Source organism: Cedecea neteri, assembly GCF_000757825.1.
Taxonomy (GTDB): Bacteria; Pseudomonadota; Gammaproteobacteria; order Enterobacterales; family Enterobacteriaceae; genus Cedecea; species Cedecea selenatireducens.
This window is the reverse complement of sequence record NZ_CP009451.1, coordinates 2282499-2299364: the sequence shown is the minus strand read 5'-3', so window position 1 is coordinate 2299364 and position 16866 is coordinate 2282499. Positions and strand designations below refer to the sequence as shown.

Below are 16866 nucleotides of genomic sequence, written 5' to 3'. Positions count from 1 at the left end.
GCGTTAGTTCTGGCCGGTTTCAATCTCCGGCCAGAACTCCTTGCAGCAATCAATCCACGCCTGCGCGCTCTGCGAAATATAAACCCCTTCACGCCAAATCATTCCTAACTGCCAGCTTAGATTACTGTTTAGCGGCAGCCACATCAGCGTGGCGTGGTCGAGCTTGCGGCAAATTGGCTCCGGCAGCACGGCAATCCCCACGCCGCCCTGAACCATCGCCGCCAGAAAATCCCACTGCCCGCTGCGCACCGCAATACGCGGGGTGAAGCCGTTGTCGGCAAACAGCTGCATAAGCTGGCGGCTGAGGGAGAAATCTTCGTTGTAAATAAGCAGCGGGTGTTCGGCCAGCTCGGCCGGGTCAACGCTTGTGCGGCCAATCCACGGGCCGGAGCGGGGCACCAGCACGCAGAGCGGATGGCGGAACAGCGGCATTACCGTCAGTGCGTCTTCGTCTTCTATCGGCATCGCCGTCACCGCGAGATCGAGGTCGCCGTTGAGCACCGCCTGCTGCACCGTCAGGCCGCCGAACTCGGAAATCTTAAACTCCACGCCGGGATAGCGGTGCTGATACACGCCTATCGGGCCGGTCATCAGGGTGCCGACCATCGGTGGAATGCCAAGACGCAGCACGCCGTTGGTGAGCTGTTTGATGTCGCTTAGCTCGGCCTCAAGCTGGCGAAACTCGGCCAGAATTGCCAGCCCGCGCTGGAACACCACCTGGCCGGTGTCGGTCAGCAGCAGGCGGCGGCCGTCGCGGATCAGCAGCGTGCAGTTCAGCTCATCCTCAAGGTTACGCAGCATTTTACTGATGGTGGGCTGCGTGACGAACATCTTCTCCGCCGCACGAGTGAAGCTCTGCTGGCGTACAACCTCAACGAAATAACGCAGCGTTCTGATGTCCATAACTATTCCCATTAACTATACCTGCAATGATTTTAATTCATTTCAGTAGCGATGAACCGCTCTCTATAATTGGGGCTGGTATTTTTTCTGGAGCACACATCATGGCTTTGGCGTTAGGTCGTTTTACGCCTGCTGTAATTCATAGCCTGCGCGTCCCTGTGCAGGTGGCCCTGTACGCCGGGCTTTTTGTTTTTGCCGAGCAGCTGGTCACGTGGGGGCACCTGCCGCTGCCCGCGAATCTGGTGGGAATGCTGCTGCTCCTGGCGCTGATTGTCTGCCGCATCGTGCCGCTGAAGTGGGTCAGGGAAGGGTCAAAATGGCTGCTGGCCGAGATGCTGCTGTTCTTTGTCCCGGCGGTGGTGGCCGTGGTGAACTACTCGCAGTTGCTGATGGTGGAAGGCTGGCGCATTTTTGCGGTGATCGCGGTCAGCACCATGCTGGTGCTGGCCAGTACGGCTTTTGTGGTGGAAAAAGTTTACCGCTTTGAGCTGGCTCGCGAAGCCCGCAGGCAGTCCCGCAATGACTAATTTTCAGCTCAGCGTGCTGTGCCTCGTGGTTACTCTGGTCTTCTACTTCGCCAACAAACGCCTGTATCGCCGCTTTCGTAAATTGCCGCTGATGCCGCTGGTCTTTACGCCGGTGCTGCTGGTGGGAATGCTTGTTTTCGGGCACATCTCTTACAGTAACTACATGGGCGAGGCGCACTGGCTGCTGTGGCTGCTCGGGCCTGCCACCATCGCTTTTGCGGTGCCGGTTTATGACAATCTCAGGGTAATTAAACGCCACTGGATGTCGCTTTCCGCAGGCGTGCTGACGGCGATGATTGTGGCGGTAACCAGCTCGATTTGGCTGGCCCGCTTATTTACCCTGCCTGACGGCATTCAACGCAGCCTCGCGGTGCGCTCGATTACCACGCCTTTTGCCCTGGCGGCAGCTAAGCCTATCGGCGGTGAGCCTGAACTGGTGGCACTGTTTGTGGTGATCACCGGCGTGTTTGGCATGGCGGTAGGCGACATGCTGTTTCTGCGCCTGTCGATCAGGGAAGGGATAGCCAAAGGTGCCGGATTCGGTGCGGCTTCTCACGGCGCGGGCACCGCACGCTCTTACGAACTGGGGCCGCAGGAAGGGGTGATTGCCAGCCTGGTGATGATGCTGTCCGGCGTGGTGACGGTTCTGGTTGCGCCGCTGGTCAGCTGGCTGATGTTTTAACCTACCGGGGCAGACATAGCCCCGGTAAGTGCTTACTAACTAGTGAGCCCGCCCCTGATCGATACCGATGCCGGTTTGAGAACGAATAAACTGCGCGCGGAACTTCTCACGCTCCAGCTTACCCTCTGGCGTGTTATCGGTAATCGAGAACAGCCAGATGCCGACAAACGCAACCAGGATCGAGAACAGCGCCGGGTATTCGTACGGGAAGACCGCTTTTTCGTGGCCGAGAATTTGCACCCAGATTGTTGGGCCAAGAATCATCAGCACGACAGCGGTCAGCAGGCCAAGCCAGCCGCCGATCATTGCGCCGCGCGTGGTCAGCTTCGACCAGTACATCGACAGCAGGATAATCGGGAAGTTACAGCTTGCGGCAATGGAGAATGCCAGCCCCACCATAAAAGCAATGTTCTGTTTTTCAAACAGAATGCCCAGCAGGATAGCCACCACGCCCAGCACCAGAACGGTGATTTTAGACACTTTTAACTCATCACGTTCGGAAGCGCCCTTGCGGAAGACGTTGGCGTAGAGGTCGTGAGATACCGCCGAAGCGCCCGCCAGCGTTAACCCGGCCACAACCGCGAGGATGGTGGCGAAGGCAACCGCAGAGATAAAGCCGAGGAACAGGTTCCCGCCCACGGCATCTGCCAGGTGAACCGCCGCCATGTTGTTGCCGCCAATCAGCGCGCCCGCCGCGTCTTTAAATGCTGAGTTAGCACCTACTAACATAATGGCGCCAAAGCCGATGATAAAGGTCAGGATGTAGAAGTAACCCATGAAACCGGTGGCGTAAAACACGCTCTTACGCGCTTCGCGGGCGTCGCTCACGGTAAAGAAGCGCATCAGAATATGCGGTAAACCAGCGGTGCCAAACATCAGGCCGAGGCCCAGAGACAGCGCAGAAATGGGGTCTTTCACCAGCCCGCCAGGGCTCATGATGGCCGCGCCTTTAGGGTGAACCGCCATCGCCTCATTGAACAGGTTGTTGAAGCTGAAGCCGACGTGCTTCATCACCATAAACGCCATGAAGCTTGCGCCGAACAGCAGCAGCACGGCCTTGATAATCTGTACCCAGGTGGTGGCCAGCATGCCGCCGAACAGTACGTACATCACCATCAGCACGCCCACCAGCACCACGGCGATGTGGTAATTCAGGCCAAACAGCAGCTCGATAAGCTTCCCGGCGCCGACCATCTGGGCAATCAGGTAAAGGGCAACCACCACCAGCGAGCCGCAGGCGGACAGCGTGCGGATTGGGCCCTGCTTGAGGCGATAAGACGCCACGTCGGCGAAAGTATAACGGCCCAGGTTACGCAGGCGTTCGGCTATCAGGAACAGGATAATCGGCCAGCCGACCAGGAAGCCCAGCGAATAAATCAGGCCGTCATAACCCGAGGTATACACCAGCGCGGAAATCCCGAGGAACGAGGCGGCCGACATAAAATCACCGGCAATGGCCAGGCCATTCTGGAAGCCGGTGATATTGCCGCCTGCGGTGTAATAGTCGTTGCGGGAGCGAACGCGTTTGGACGCCCAGTAAGTGATATACAGCGTCAGAGCGACGAAAATCAGGAACATGATGATCGCCTGCCAGTTGGTTGGCTGGCGCTGCACGTCGCCGGTTATCGCATCGGCGGCGAAGGCTCCGGCCGGCAGCAGAGCGGCAAAAACCGCAAGAAAACGTTTCATTTAACCCCCACTTCACGCAGCACTTCGTTGTTCAGGCGGTCAAATTCGCCGTTAGCACGCCAGACATAAATCCCGGTGAGCAGGAAGGAAATAACGATAACGCCGATGCCGATAGGGATGCCTCGCGTGACGCTGGTACCGGCGTGAAGCGGGGTGCCAAGCCACGCGGGCGCGAAGGCAATCAGCAAAATAAAACCAACGTAAATCACTAACATAATCAGTGACAGAATGGCGGCAAACCGTTGCCTTTTGGAAACCAACTCCCTGAAATGCGCACTGCTTTCTATCCGCTGATAAATGGTGTCATTCATCACAGAATCTCCAGAGGTTTTTGTAGGGTAGGTATTTGTAGTTATTCCCTCTCCCGGAAGGGAGAGGGGGAGAACAAGGTTACGAAGGTATGGTTAACGCCTGTTTTTCTTCCAGCAGTTTTTCTACCACGCCAGGATCGGCGAGGGTGGAGGTATCGCCCAGATTGCTGGTGTCACCGGAGGCAATCTTGCGCAGGATGCGACGCATGATCTTGCCGGAGCGGGTTTTCGGCAGCGAGTCGGTCCAGTGCAGTACATCCGGCGTGGCGAGCGGGCCAATCTCTTTACGTACCCAGTTGCGCACCTCGGCGTACAGCTCCGGCGTCGGCTCTTCGCCGTGGTTCAGCGTCACGTAGGCGTAAATCGCCTGGCCTTTAATGTTGTGTGGAATGCCCACCACGGCGGCCTCGGCAATCTTCGGATGGGACACCAGCGCCGACTCGATCTCTGCGGTACCAAGGCGGTGGCCGGACACGTTCAGCACGTCGTCCACGCGGCCGGTTATCCAGTAATAGCCGTCTTCGTCCCGGCGCGCGCCGTCACCGCTGAAATACATATTTTTGAAGGTGGAGAAGTAGGTCTGCTCGAAGCGCTCATGGTCGCCAAACAGCGTGCGCGCCTGGCCCGGCCAGGAATCGGTAATGGTCAGATTGCCTTCGGTGGCGCCCGGTTGCGGGTTGCCTTCATTATCGACCAGCGCGGGCTGAACGCCAAAGAACGGCTGGGTAGCGGAACCGGCTTTCAGCTCGGTTGCGCCAGGCAGCGGGGTGATCATAAAGCCGCCGGTTTCCGTCTGCCACCAGGTGTCCATCACCGGGCATTTCTCATTGCCGATGTGCTTCCAGTACCACTCCCAGGCTTCCGGGTTGATAGGCTCGCCCACGGAGCCAAGAATGCGCAGCGAAGAGCGGTCTGTGCCTTCGGTGGCCTTATCCCCTTCGGCCATCAGCGCGCGGATGGCGGTTGGCGCGGTGTAGAGAATATTCACCTTATGTTTGTCGACCACCTGCGCCATGCGGTTTGGCTTCGGCCAGTTAGGCACGCCCTCAAACATCAGCGTGATCGCGCCGCAGGCCAGCGGGCCATAAAGCAGGTAGCTGTGCCCGGTGACCCAGCCCACGTCCGCCGTACACCAGTAGACGTCACCCGGATGGTAATCGAAGACGTATTTAAAGGTGCTGGCGGCGTAAACGAGATAGCCACCGGTGGTGTGCAGCACGCCTTTAGGCTTGCCGGTAGAGCCGGAGGTATAGAGGATGAACAGCGGATCTTCGGCGCTCATTTCGACCGGCTGATGCTGGTCGCTGGCTTTCTCCACCAGCTCGCTCCACCACAGGTCACGGTTCTGGTGCCAGTCGATTTTGCCGCCGGTGCGTTTCAGCACGATAACGTGCTCGACGGTTTTCACATTTGGATTTTTAAGCGCGTCATCCACGTTCTTTTTCAGCGGGATGGAACGCCCGGCGCGTACGCCTTCGTCGGCGGTGATCACCAGCCGGGAGCTGGAATCGATGATGCGCCCGGCCACGGCTTCCGGCGAGAAACCGCCAAAGATGACGGAATGCACGGCCCCAATGCGCGCGCAGGCGAGCATGGCGACGGCGGCCTCAGGCACCATCGGCATATAAATGGCGACAACATCCCCTTTTTTAATCCCCAGCTCGACCAGCGTATTGGCAAAACGGCAGACATCGCGGTGCAGCTCGCGGTAGGTGATGTGTTTGCTCTGGGTTGCGTCATCGCCTTCCCAGATAATGGCGGTTTGATCGCCTCGTTCTTCCAGGTGTCGGTCGAGGCAGTTTGCGGCTAAATTCAGCGTGCCGTCCTCATACCACTTAATAGAGATGTTTCCCGGCGCGAAAGAGGTGTTTTTCACCTTTTTGTAGGGTTTTATCCAGTCGAGGATTTTTCCCTGCTCGCCCCAAAACGCATCGGGATCCTGTATCGACTGCTGATACAGGGCCTGGTACTGCTCCGGGTTTATCAGGCAACGGTCCGCAATGTTTGCGGGAATAGCGTGTTTGTGTATTTGGCTCATGGCTTTTTTTCTCCTTTAGGATGTTAATAATATGTCACACAAACGTTAATTGTAGGGGTATAGGCAGCTTTGTTTACTTTTTGGGCGGCAGATCACGCATTAAAATAATCGCGCAAAAAATGTTCAAACAGATGAATCATAAGAAATAATTACCGGAGTGACTTAATTCTAAAAACAAATAATGAAATTTTTTCCATAACAATAAGTTATATCCACGGATGTGATGAAAATCCTGCTTATCAGCGTTAAGTCAGTGCATAACCTTGAAAATGAAGAGTTGCGCAGCAGGCTATCGGGATGGTACTCATACGGCGCTTTAAAAAACCCCGCTTAACACCTGACGTTTGTCATACCCCCTTTCAGTTTGTGACCTTCTCCTGAGTCAACAGCATGGGAATGGCGTTTTTTTGAGGAACTGTAGTCGTTATGAAAAACTTTAAAATCAGCCTGGCCTGGCAAATTTTGCTGGCGCTGGTGCTGGGCATTATCCTGGGAAGTTTTCTTCATTATCAAAGTGATAGCCGTGAGTGGCTGGTCGCTAACCTGCTTTCACCGGCGGGCGATATCTTTATCCACCTGATCAAAATGATCGTCGTGCCGATTGTGATTTCCACCCTGGTGGTTGGGATCGCCGGCGTTGGCGACGCCAAACAGCTCGGCCGCATCGGGGCAAAAACCATCATTTATTTCGAAGTGATCACGACGGTTGCCATCATTCTGGGCATTACGCTCGCGAATGTGTTCCAGCCGGGCCACGGCATAGATATGTCGCAGCTTGCTACCGTGGATATTTCGAAATACCAGCATACTGCCCAGGATGTTCAAAGCCATTCTCACGGCCTGATGGGCACCATTCTGTCCCTCGTGCCCACCAACATCGTCGCGTCGATGGCGAAGGGCGAGATGCTGCCGATCATCTTCTTCTCGGTGCTGTTTGGCCTTGGGCTGTCGTCGCTGCCGGCCACGCATCGTGAACCGCTGGTGACCGTTTTCCGCTCCATCTCTGAAACCATGTTCAAAGTGACGCACATGGTGATGCGCTATGCGCCGGTTGGCGTCTTTGCGCTTATCTCGGTGACCGTGGCGAACTTTGGCTTTGCCTCGCTTTGGCCGCTGCTGAAGCTGGTGGTGCTGGTGTACGTGGCGATTGCCTTCTTCGCATTTGTAGTGCTGGGCGCCGTGGCGCGGCTGTGCGGGCTGAAAATCACTATCCTGATGCGCATTCTGAAAGATGAACTGATCCTGGCGTTCTCTACCGCCAGCTCTGAAAGCGTACTGCCGCGCATCATCGAGAAGATGGAAGCCTATGGCGCTCCGGCGTCGATCACCAGCTTTGTGGTGCCGACGGGTTATTCGTTTAACCTCGATGGCTCCACGCTGTACCAGAGTATTGCGGCGATTTTCATCGCACAGCTGTACGGCATCGAGCTGTCGCTGTGGCAGGAAATCATCCTGGTGCTGACGCTGATGGTGACCTCAAAAGGGATTGCCGGCGTGCCGGGCGTCTCCTTCGTGGTGCTGCTGGCAACGCTTGGCAGCGTCGGTATTCCGCTGGAAGGACTGGCGTTTATTGCCGGTGTTGACCGTATTCTGGATATGGCGCGTACCGCGCTAAACGTAGTTGGCAACGCGCTGGCGGTGCTGGTTATCGCCAAGTGGGAACACAAATTCGACCATAAAAAAGCCCAGGCCTATGAGCGTGAGCTTTTTGGGAAATTTGACAGTAAAGCGAGCAGTTAAGTAAAGCCCCTCACCCCGGCCCTTATGTCTTGAACTTCCCCGCCAGTGCGGGGAAGATCCCCGACTGATCATCGGGAGGTTGCCGGTGAGCATCCCCTGGCCCTGGTGCTTCCGAGCCCGTGGGAGAGATTATGCCCCGGCAACCTTATTCCCTGTCGCCTCAAGACCGAACGGTATCCTGTGCCTCTGAGCACCCACATATAAGGATGGTCTGGCGATATTATTCATAAGGTTACGGAGAATCAGATGACCCTCACTTCTGTCGGCGTTGATATTGCTAAGCTAAAATTTGATGTCGCTGTCCTGCTGCCTGGTCAGAAATACAAAACTAAAAAGTTTGCTAACACGCCTGCGGGATGTCGTGAGTTTATTCACTGGCTGACCCGCTTTGGGGACTGTCATGTCTGTATGGAAGCGACGGGCAGCTACAGCACGGAACTCGCCACGGCATTGTCCGATGGCGGCTATCGCGTCAGCCTGGAAAACCCTGCCCGCATTCATGCCTTCAGTAACACCGAACTGACCCGAAACAAAACGGATAAAAGCGATGCCGCCCTGATAGCACGGTATTGTGCCCTGTATCAGCCAGCCCAATGGCATCCGGCTCCTCTCAGCCAGCGACAGCTGACCGCGCTGGTGCGGCATCTTAAAAATCTTGAAGAGATGCGTCAGATGGAAGAGAACAGGCTGGAGGCCGCAGATGAGGTCATCACTGGCTCGTTAAAAGAGCACATCGCCACGCTGGATGAACTGATAAAAGAAACCAAAAAGAAAATCAGACAGCACATTGATGATGACCCGGACCTGAGAAAAGACAAAGCGCTGCTGGAGAGTATCCCGGGAGTGGGAGATGTGCTGAGTACGAGTCTTCTGGCCTTCGCGGGAAACCTGAGGCGGTTCAGGAGCAGTAAGGCTCTGGTGGCTTATGCAGGGCTGAACCCACGACGTTGTGAGTCCGGGATGTGGAAGGGAAAGAGCAGGTTGTCAAAAGTGGGGAGCCGTGAGCTGCGTAGCGTGCTGTATATGCCTACGGTAGTGGCGGGAAGATGTAATGAAGTGGTGAAAGACCTGATGACCCGGATGGCGAGCAGGGGGAAGACAGGCAAAGAACGCGTGTGTGCAGGAATGAGAAAGCTGCTACAGCTGGCTTATGGGGTGGTGAAATCAGGGCGTGAATTTAACGCTGAAATACCGCTTGCCGGATAACCGACAAGACGGTATCTCTCCCCAAAGGGGCGAGGGAGGAAAACATGTTCTTTATCCCCTCTCCCCTATGGGGAGAGGGTTAGGGTGAGGGGATGTATTATCCTCTCGCGCTCTCGCGCAGACGGGCCTTCAGCTTGCTGTACTCATCAATCACATACTGCTCGGCGGCCTGCTGATCGGCAATCGGCTCGACGCGCACGGCGCAGTACTTGTACTCCGGCGTTTTGGTTATCGGGCTAAGGTTCTCCGTCACCAGCTCATTACAGGCACCAATCCACCACTGATAGGTCATGTACACCGCGCCTTTATTCGGACGCTCGCTGACCGCAGCCCGGGTGATAACCCGGCCTTTACGCGAATTCACCCAAATCAACGCTTCATCTTCAATGCCCAGCCGGGCGGCATCTTCGACGTGGATTTGTGCATAACCCGGCTCATCGGCCAGCGCGGCCAGGGCGGCACAGTTGCCGGTCATTGAACGGCAGGAGTAGTGGCCGACTTCACGCACCGTGGAAAGCACCATCGGGTACTCGTCGGTGATGCGATCGATAGGCGGTGCCCAGTCGCAGGTGAAGAACTGCCCCAGGCCGTTAGGGCGCTCGAACTTGCTCTCATAAAGATAAGAGGTGCCCAGGTCCGCGTCGGAAGTGTCCCGGCAAGGCCACTGGATATAGCCCAGCTCGCCCATCTTCTCGTAGGTCGCGCCGTAGAAGTCCGGGCACAGATGACGCAGCTCGTCCCAAATTTCCTGGGTGTTGCTGTAGCGCATCGGGTAGCCCATGCGGGTGGCGATTTCGCTGATAATCTGCCAGTCCGTTTTGAGATCCCACTTCGGCTCAACCGCCTTAAAGAAGCGCTGGAAGCCACGGTCGGCGGCGGTGAAGACCCCTTCATGCTCGCCCCAGGAGGTTGACGGTAAGATAACGTCTGCCTCGGCGGCGGTTTTGGTCATGAAGATGTCCTGCACAATCACCAGCTCAAGTCCGGCAAACGCTTTGCGCACCGCAGAAAGCTCGGCATCGGTTTGCAGCGGATCTTCACCCATAATATAGGCGGCACGGACTTCACCATGTTCTACGCGGTGAGGCAGTTCGCTGATGCGGTAACCGTTGGCTTCCGGCAGCGCGTCAACGCCCCAGGCAGTAGCAAATTTGCTGCGGGTTTCCGCGTCACGAACGTACTGGTTACCGGGGAACATATCCGGCAGTGCGCCCATATCGCAGGCGCCCTGCACGTTGTTCTGGCCGCGAACCGGGTTCACGCCCACGTTAGGTTTGCCAAGGTTGCCGGTCATCAGCGCCAGGCTGGTGAGCGAGCGCACGGTTTCCACGCCCTGGTAGAACTGGGTCACGCCCATGCCCCACAGGATGGTGGCCGTTTTGGCTTTGGCATACATACGCGCGGCCGCACGGATCTCCCCGGCGCTGACGCCAGTGATTTCTTCGACGGACTCCGGCGTGTAGCCTTCAACGATTTTGCGATACTCCTCGAAGCCTTCGGTACGAGCCGCTACGAAAGCGTGGTCGTAAAGGTTCTCTTCAATAATGACGTGGCCAATCGCGTTCAGAAGCGCGATGTTAGAGCCGTTTCGTAACCTCAAATGCATGTCGGCAATGCGCGCGGTTTCAATTTTGCGCGGATCGACAACGATAATCTGTGCCCCTTTCTGCTTCGCTTTAATCACGCGATTAGCCACGATAGGGTGTGAATCTGCCGGGTTGTACCCGAACACAAAGACTAAATCAGTATCCTCAATCTCGACGATAGAGTTACTCATCGCGCCATTACCGACCGACTGGTGCAGACCTGCAACCGATGGGCCGTGTCAGACACGTGCGCAGCAATCGACGTTATTGGTTCCAATAACGGCGCGCGCAAATTTTTGCATTACATAGTTGGTTTCATTGCCGGTCCCGCGTGAGGAGCCGGTGGTTTGAATGGCGTTAGGGCCATACTTGGCTTTGATCTCGCTCAGACGAGAGCTGACATAGTCCAGCGCTTCATCCCAGGAAACCGCTTCCAGCTTGCCGCCGCGCTCGCGGCGAATCATCGGGGATTTCAAACGCGGAGTAAGGATTTTGGTGTCGGTGATAAAGTCCCACCCGTAATAACCCTTCAGGCACAGGTCGCCCTGGTTGGTTTTACCCTGTGCGCCTTCCGCCTTGACGATTTTGCCGTTATCCACCACCAGGTTTATCTTGCAACCCGAGGCGCAATAGGGGCAAACCGTGACGACTTTTTTCATCATGTTGCTCCAGTCAATGCTGTCATTTAAGTGCGGCGATAAATGCAAACCGCCTTGCTGCGCCACTCAATGCATTATCTATGCCACATAGAGTGAGTGGGTATTGGCGCGGGTTTGGCGGGCATCTTTCGCACGGGCTGACGAAAGGCCGGGGATTTCGTCATAAATGACGTGTCGAACTGACGGGCATTTGTGACAGTGATAGAAAATTCCGCACGGATCTGTGTTCTTTCTGCGGCGCGCAATCAACAATCGCTCACACTAAAAAGAACCTCCTCCCCTCCGGAGACAATAATGAAACCTGCAATCCTGGTGGTGGATGACGACAAGGCCATTTGCGACGTGCTGCGCGATGTGCTCAGCGAACACGTCTTCGACGTGCTGGTGTGCCATAGCGGCAATGAAGCGCTGCAGATTGTGGCGGCAGAGCCCTCCATCGCGCTTATCCTGCTGGATATGATGCTGCCGGATACCAACGGCCTGCTGGTGCTTCAGCAGGTGCAAAAGCTACGTCCGGCGCTGCCGGTGGTGATGCTGACCGGCATGGGCAGCGAGTCTGACGTGGTGGTGGGGCTGGAAATGGGCGCCGATGACTACATCGCCAAACCGTTTAACGGCCGCGTGGTCGTCGCGAGGGTGAAAGCGGTGCTGAGGCGCAGCGGGGCGCTGGCCGTAGAAACCAGCCCGACGAAAACCAGCGCGCTGCAGTTTAACGGCTGGCGGCTGGACACCGACCGCTGCCAGCTGATGAACGCCCGGCAGCAGCAGGTTGATCTCACCCAGGGGGAATATGGTCTGCTGCTTTCCCTGGTGCAGCACGCCAGAAAGGTGCTGTCGCGGGAAAAACTGCTTGAGCTAACCCACAGCGAAAGCCTCGAAGTGTTTGACCGGACTATCGACGTGCTGATTATGCGGCTGCGGCGCAAAATCGAGGTCAATCCGCACCAGCCCACGCTTATCCGCACCATCCGCGGCGTGGGCTACGTCTTTGCCGCGGATGTCACCCACGGCGAAAATAATGCGGTTTAGATAAACCGGCGGTACTCATGACACAAAAGCAGCTCCGGCCCGGCGTCTTCGGTAAGGGTGCTGAAGCGCTCGAGAGGCTTTAAAAAACGGTTGTCGTGATCGTCATCGTTCACCATCGAAACCTCACCGACCAGCACGTCGCCGTAGCCGGGCTCGCCCCAGAAGCTGTGGTACATCTCCGGCACCAGGCTGATACTTTCCCCCGGAGAAAGGCGCAGCTGGCTGCCTGCTGCGTGCGTCTGGCGGCAGCCGTCAATCACCACCGTAATGTCCGATTCATCGGGCTGTTCAAACGGATCTGAATGCCACAGTTCAACAATCAAATTACCGCCGCCGCGGTTGATAATGTCTTCCTGTTTGCTCCAGTGAAAATGCATCGGCGTCATCTGATTTTCACGCACGTGCATGACTTTTTCGGCGTAAGTTTTGGCGTAGGGCGCACCTTCAGGTGAGCCGTTGCGCAGGGTAAACAGCGTGAGGCCCATGATAAGAAAATCGCTGCCGCCGAAGTCGGTAATATCCCATCCTAGCTTCAGATCAAACACTTCCTGCCAGCTGTGGGAATCAAGCTGCTGCCATGTTTGCGGCGAGAACCCGGCGAACGGCGGCAGCTGGATATCGTGGCGGGCAAAGAACTGGCGGGTTTCATTCAGGTACTGATTAACCTCGGAGCGTTTCATCTGGCCTCCCTTTGACGTGGACCCTCACCCTGGCCCTCTCCCTGGAAGGGAGAGGGGACTGACGGCGTTCTGACTCGACTGGGTGAGGGGAAAACTACTTCACCGTCCACCCTTTGTAGCTGCCAATATTGTTCTTATCGATCATCGTCACCGGGATCAGCACCGGGCCTTTCGGCGCGGGTTTACCCTGCAAAATGTCGTAGCCAATCTCGACCGCTTTCGCCGCCATTACCTGCGGATCCTGCGCCGGCGTCGCCACAAACAGCGAGCTGCCGCCGCGCTTCAGGGCCTCCTCACCGTCCGGGCTGCCGTCCACGCCGACAATAAAGAACTCATTACGCTGGGCCTGTTTTGCCGCCAGATCGGCCCCGATCGCCGTCGGATCGTTGATCGCAAACACGCCGTCGATCTTCGGATTCGCCGCCAGCAGCGAGGTCATTACTTCCAGGCCGCCTTCACGGCTGCCCTTAGCATTCTGATTAGAGGATAGGATCTTAATGTCCGGGTGCTTTTTGAATTCGGTTTCGCAGCCCTCAACGCGGTTCTGCACGGCGGAAACCGGCGGCCCGTTGATGATAACCACGTTGCCTTTATCTTTCAGGCGGTCGGAAATGTACTTACAGGCCATTTGCCCGGCCTGGGTGTTGTCTGAGGTGATCGTGGCATCGGCGCCGTCAGCCGCGACGTCCACCGCCACCACGACGATCCCGGCGTCTTTCGCGCGTTTTACCGCCGGGCCGATCCCTTTGGAATCTGCGGCGTTGAGGATGATCATGTCCACCTTGGCGGCGATAAAGTTATCGATCTGCGCCACCTGCTGGCCGAGATCGTAGCCGCTGGAGACCAGCGTCACCTTCACGTTGTCGCCAGCGAGCTTGCGGGCTTCCAGCTCGGCGCCTTTGGTTATCTGCACGAAGAACGGGTTGGCGAGGTCGCCCACCGTCACGCCGATAGACTTTAACTCTTTCGCCTGGGCAAACGGCGCGCCTGCGATCATTGCACCAGCCAGTAACGCAGTAACTATGGGTTTCAAACGCATGCTGTTTTCCTCACTCGTAGGGTAGGGTTTTGTTGTTATGCACTTTGATGGTGACGGGTACGGTATTTGTCGATCAGCACCGCTATGATGATCACCGCCCCTTTGATCACCAATTGCCAGAAGTAGGAGACGCCCATTAGCGTCATGCCGTTGTTGAGCGTGGCGATAATCAGCGCCCCCACCAGCGTGCCGGTGATGGTACCAATCCCGCCCACGAAGCTGGTCCCGCCGAGAATAACGGCGGCGATGGCGTCCAGCTCATAGCCCACGCCGAGGTTACCGTTGGCGCTATAAAGGCGCGACGCGCTCATGATGCCGCCGAGCCCGGAAAGCAGGCCGCTCATGCCGTACACGAACAGCAGCACCATCCACACTTTGATGCCGGTCAGGCGTGCCGCCTGCATGTTGCCGCCCACCGCATAGATATGAACGCCCAGCGTGGTACGGCGCAGGATGAACCAGCACACCGCAATCACCAGCAGGGCGATAACCACCAGCCACGGCACCGGGCCGAGATAGGCGTTACCAATCCATTCAAAGTTGATGTTGGAGTTAATCACCGTTGTGCCGTCGGCCAGCAGATACGCCGCACCGCGCAGCGCGGTATAGGTGCCGAGCGTGACGATAAACGGCGGCAGCCCAGCCCAGGCGACCAGCATGCCGTTAAACAGCCCCAGCCCGGTGCCCATCAGCAGCGCTGCCGGAATCGACAGGCCTTCCCAGCCGGGCATCAGCGACACGACCATTGCCGTCACGGCGGTGGTGCCGAGGATAGAGCCCACGGAAAGGTCAATACCGCCGGTCAGAATGATGAAGGTCATCCCAGCCGCCAGCACGATGTTGATCGACGACTGCCGGGCGATATTGAGCAGGTTAGACTCGGTGAAGAAGTTGGGCGCGACAAAGCCAAATACGGCGACGATCAGTATCAAAATCGGCAAAATGCCGACGGTTTGTAGTAAATCGCCGAACAGGGCTTTTTTAAGTGAGGCGGATTTTGCCACCGGTTGCGTGCCTGAGTTAGTCATGGTGCACCTCTTTCTTATGGGCCTCGGTCACGCCGGTAGCCAGGGTCATAATATTCTCTTGCGTAATGTCGTGGCGCAGCAGCTCGCCGGCAATGCTGCCTTCGCGCATGACGTACACCCGGTCGCTCATGCCCACCACTTCGGGCAGCTCGCTGGAAATCATTAAAATGGCCACGCCCTGGCGGGCCAGCTGGTTCATGATGCGGTAAATTTCGCTTTTAGCGCCGACGTCCACGCCGCGCGTAGGCTCGTCGAGGATCAGAATGCGTGGGCCAATAGCAACCCAGCGGGAAATCAGCAACTTTTGCTGGTTACCACCGGACAGGCCCCCGGCGCGAACCTGAGCGTGCGGCACGCGGATATTCAGCAGGCTGATAGCATCGTCAGAAATGGTCTGGGCTTTTTTGCGGTCGAGCATGCCGAAATGAGCGTCACGCTCCAGCGTGGCCATGGTGATGTTGTCCTGCGCGGCAAGCTCGAGGAACAGCCCTTGCTCTTTGCGGTTTTCCGTCAGGAAGCCGATGCCGTGTTGAATCGCCTCGCGGGGGGAGTGCAGCGTCACCGGCTCGCCGTCGATCTCAACCGTACCGCCCGTGGCCTTACGCACGCCGAAGATAAGCTGCGCCAGCTCCGAACGCCCCGCGCCAACCAGCCCGGCCAGGCCGACAATTTCCCCGGAACGCACGTGCAGGCTGACGGGCTGCACCTTGCCGCTGTCGGTCAGGTGATGAACGTTGAGGCGAGGGCTGCCGAGCGGGATATCACGCTCTTTGTTAAACAGGTCGCTAAGGGGCCGGCCAACCATCATTTTGACCAGTTCGCTGGCGTTAAGGTTTTCCCGCGTCAGGCTGCCGACGTACTGGCCGTCGCGCAGCACACTGACCCGGTCAGACAGCTCATAAATTTCCGCCATGCGGTGGCTGATGTAGATAATCGCCATGCCTTCATCACGCAGGCGGAAAATCAGCTCAAACAGGCGATGCGTTTCGCGAGATGAGAGGGCGGCGGTGGGTTCATCCATCACCAGAATACGGCTGTTGCGCTGGAGCGCGCGGGCAATCTCAACCTGCTGCTGCTCGGCAATGGTCAGCTTCATGACGAGGTCGGTTGCTTTAAACTGCGCCCCGAGGCGGTCAATCACCGCCTGCGCCTGCTGCACCATCTCTTTACGCTGCACCAGGCCGCCGCGCGCCAGTTCGCTGCCGAGGAAAATGTTTTCGGCCACGGTAAGGTTTGGCGCGAGCTGCATTTCCTGGTAAATCAGGGTAATGCCCGCGTTGAGGGCATCTTTGGGGCCTTTGATGGCATAGGGTTCGCCGTCAATCAGCACTTCGCCGCTGGTGGCGATGTAAGCCCCCGCGAGGATCTTCATCAGGGTGCTTTTACCCGCCCCGTTCTCGCCCATCAGGGCATGGATCTCACCGGGAAATACCGTTAAATCGACGCCTTTTAGCGCATAAAACTTGCCAAATGACTTGGCAATATTGCGCATTTCCAGAATGGGGACTCTGCTCATGGTGCGGCGCCTGTGGTGGGTATCAATAAGCGCCAGTCAACCACACGCCGATAAATGCAAAATGTCAGCCGCCGTTCATATTTGTCATAGAGTTGAATAGTTAACCTGGATCACATTCCCGGTGTGGAAATATTTATCAAAATCCATGCAATGCTTAACTGGAGTGAATGCTTCACCCTCACCCCGGCCCGCTCCCTGGAAGGGAGAGGGGGAAAAGCGGCGCGCTATTCGTT

The 16866-nt window shown here is 57.0% G+C and carries 14 protein-coding genes; 5 read left to right on the top strand and 9 right to left on the bottom strand.

Features of this window, described 5'->3' with window-relative positions; translation table 11 throughout:
* Nucleotides 1-3: 3 nt before the first annotated feature.
* Nucleotides 4-903: a LysR family transcriptional regulator gene (locus JT31_RS10620; protein WP_038476608.1), complete on the bottom strand. Its 900-nt coding sequence runs from the start codon at nt 901-903 to the stop codon at nt 4-6.
* A 101-nt stretch (nt 904-1004) separates the two neighbouring features.
* On the opposite strand from JT31_RS10620, the gene JT31_RS10615 reads away from it, so the two are divergent.
* Nucleotides 1005-1430 carry a CidA/LrgA family protein gene (locus tag JT31_RS10615; protein WP_038476605.1) on the top strand — a complete coding sequence of 142 codons (426 nt, stop codon included), beginning with the start codon at nt 1005-1007 and terminating at the stop codon, nt 1428-1430.
* Complete coding sequence (locus JT31_RS10610; RefSeq protein WP_038476602.1) at nt 1423-2112, top strand: LrgB family protein; 690 nt, start codon at nt 1423-1425, stop codon at nt 2110-2112. The genes JT31_RS10615 and JT31_RS10610 overlap by 8 nt, the downstream gene beginning before the upstream one ends.
* A gap of 39 nt (nt 2113-2151) precedes the next feature.
* Here JT31_RS10610 and actP read toward each other — a convergent pair whose 3' ends face one another.
* From actP to acs, 3 genes are all read right to left on the bottom strand, one after another.
* A complete protein-coding gene (gene actP / locus JT31_RS10605; RefSeq protein ID WP_038476599.1) occupies nt 2152-3801 on the bottom strand; it encodes a cation/acetate symporter ActP in 1650 nt (549 codons plus the stop codon).
* A complete protein-coding gene (locus JT31_RS10600; protein WP_038476596.1) occupies nt 3798-4112 on the bottom strand; it encodes a DUF485 domain-containing protein in 315 nt (104 codons plus the stop codon). Before JT31_RS10600 ends, actP begins: the two co-directional genes overlap by 4 nt.
* Before the next feature lie 79 nt (nt 4113-4191).
* Nucleotides 4192-6150, bottom strand: a complete 1959-nt coding sequence (gene acs, locus JT31_RS10595; protein WP_038476593.1) for an acetate--CoA ligase — start codon at nt 6148-6150, stop codon at nt 4192-4194.
* A 426-nt stretch (nt 6151-6576) separates the two neighbouring features.
* On the opposite strand from acs, the gene gltP reads away from it, so the two are divergent.
* Both gltP and JT31_RS10585 read left to right on the top strand, forming a co-directional pair.
* Nucleotides 6577-7890, top strand: coding sequence for a glutamate/aspartate:proton symporter GltP (gene gltP, locus JT31_RS10590; protein WP_038476591.1), 1314 nt, complete (start codon nt 6577-6579; stop codon nt 7888-7890).
* Nucleotides 7891-8136: 246 nt separating this feature from the next.
* A complete protein-coding gene (locus JT31_RS10585) occupies nt 8137-9096 on the top strand; it encodes an IS110 family transposase (RefSeq protein ID WP_038472527.1) in 960 nt (319 codons plus the stop codon).
* Nucleotides 9097-9193: 97 nt separating this feature from the next.
* On the opposite strand, the gene fdhF is transcribed toward JT31_RS10585, so the two are convergent.
* Entirely contained in the window at nt 9194-11341 is a 2148-nt protein-coding gene (fdhF, locus tag JT31_RS10580) for a formate dehydrogenase subunit alpha (protein WP_081948180.1), read from the bottom strand.
* Nucleotides 11342-11635: 294 nt separating this feature from the next.
* Between fdhF and JT31_RS10570 the strand changes: the two genes are divergently transcribed.
* On the top strand, nt 11636-12370 hold the full coding sequence (locus tag JT31_RS10570) for a response regulator (RefSeq protein WP_038476583.1): 735 nt from the start codon (nt 11636-11638) through the stop codon (nt 12368-12370).
* Here the strand turns inward: JT31_RS10570 and JT31_RS10565 are convergent.
* From JT31_RS10565 to JT31_RS10550, 4 genes are all read right to left on the bottom strand, one after another.
* Nucleotides 12367-13050: a D-lyxose/D-mannose family sugar isomerase gene (locus JT31_RS10565; protein ID WP_038476580.1), complete on the bottom strand. Its 684-nt coding sequence runs from the start codon at nt 13048-13050 to the stop codon at nt 12367-12369. The genes JT31_RS10570 and JT31_RS10565 overlap by 4 nt on opposite strands.
* Before the next feature lie 94 nt (nt 13051-13144).
* Nucleotides 13145-14089: an ABC transporter substrate-binding protein gene (locus JT31_RS10560; RefSeq protein WP_038476577.1), complete on the bottom strand. Its 945-nt coding sequence runs from the start codon at nt 14087-14089 to the stop codon at nt 13145-13147.
* Between the two features lie 35 nt (nt 14090-14124).
* Entirely contained in the window at nt 14125-15117 is a 993-nt protein-coding gene (locus JT31_RS10555) for an ABC transporter permease subunit (RefSeq protein WP_038476574.1), read from the bottom strand.
* Nucleotides 15110-16633, bottom strand: a complete 1524-nt coding sequence (locus JT31_RS10550) for a sugar ABC transporter ATP-binding protein (RefSeq protein ID WP_038476571.1) — start codon at nt 16631-16633, stop codon at nt 15110-15112. The genes JT31_RS10555 and JT31_RS10550 overlap by 8 nt, the downstream gene beginning before the upstream one ends.
* Nucleotides 16634-16866: the final 233 nt, after the last annotated feature.

Excerpts from the sequence above, each read along its gene's own strand:
- JT31_RS10570 (WP_038476583.1), top strand. The coding sequence starts at position 11,636 with ATGAAACCTGCAATCCTGGTGGTGGATGACGACAAGGCCATTTGCGAC.
- JT31_RS10560 (WP_038476577.1), bottom strand. The coding sequence starts at position 14,089 with ATGCGTTTGAAACCCATAGTTACTGCGTTACTGGCTGGTGCAATGATC.
- JT31_RS10615 (WP_038476605.1), top strand. The coding sequence starts at position 1,005 with ATGGCTTTGGCGTTAGGTCGTTTTACGCCTGCTGTAATTCATAGCCTG.
- acs (WP_038476593.1), bottom strand. The coding sequence starts at position 6,150 with ATGAGCCAAATACACAAACACGCTATTCCCGCAAACATTGCGGACCGT.
- JT31_RS10555 (WP_038476574.1), bottom strand. The coding sequence starts at position 15,117 with ATGACTAACTCAGGCACGCAACCGGTGGCAAAATCCGCCTCACTTAAA.
- JT31_RS10565 (WP_038476580.1), bottom strand. The coding sequence starts at position 13,050 with ATGAAACGCTCCGAGGTTAATCAGTACCTGAATGAAACCCGCCAGTTC.
- gltP (WP_038476591.1), top strand. The coding sequence starts at position 6,577 with ATGAAAAACTTTAAAATCAGCCTGGCCTGGCAAATTTTGCTGGCGCTG.
- JT31_RS10610 (WP_038476602.1), top strand. The coding sequence starts at position 1,423 with ATGACTAATTTTCAGCTCAGCGTGCTGTGCCTCGTGGTTACTCTGGTC.
- JT31_RS10550 (WP_038476571.1), bottom strand. The coding sequence starts at position 16,633 with ATGAGCAGAGTCCCCATTCTGGAAATGCGCAATATTGCCAAGTCATTT.
- actP (WP_038476599.1), bottom strand. The coding sequence starts at position 3,801 with ATGAAACGTTTTCTTGCGGTTTTTGCCGCTCTGCTGCCGGCCGGAGCC.
- JT31_RS10585 (WP_038472527.1), top strand. The coding sequence starts at position 8,137 with ATGACCCTCACTTCTGTCGGCGTTGATATTGCTAAGCTAAAATTTGAT.
- JT31_RS10620 (WP_038476608.1), bottom strand. The coding sequence starts at position 903 with ATGGACATCAGAACGCTGCGTTATTTCGTTGAGGTTGTACGCCAGCAG.
- JT31_RS10600 (WP_038476596.1), bottom strand. The coding sequence starts at position 4,112 with ATGAATGACACCATTTATCAGCGGATAGAAAGCAGTGCGCATTTCAGG.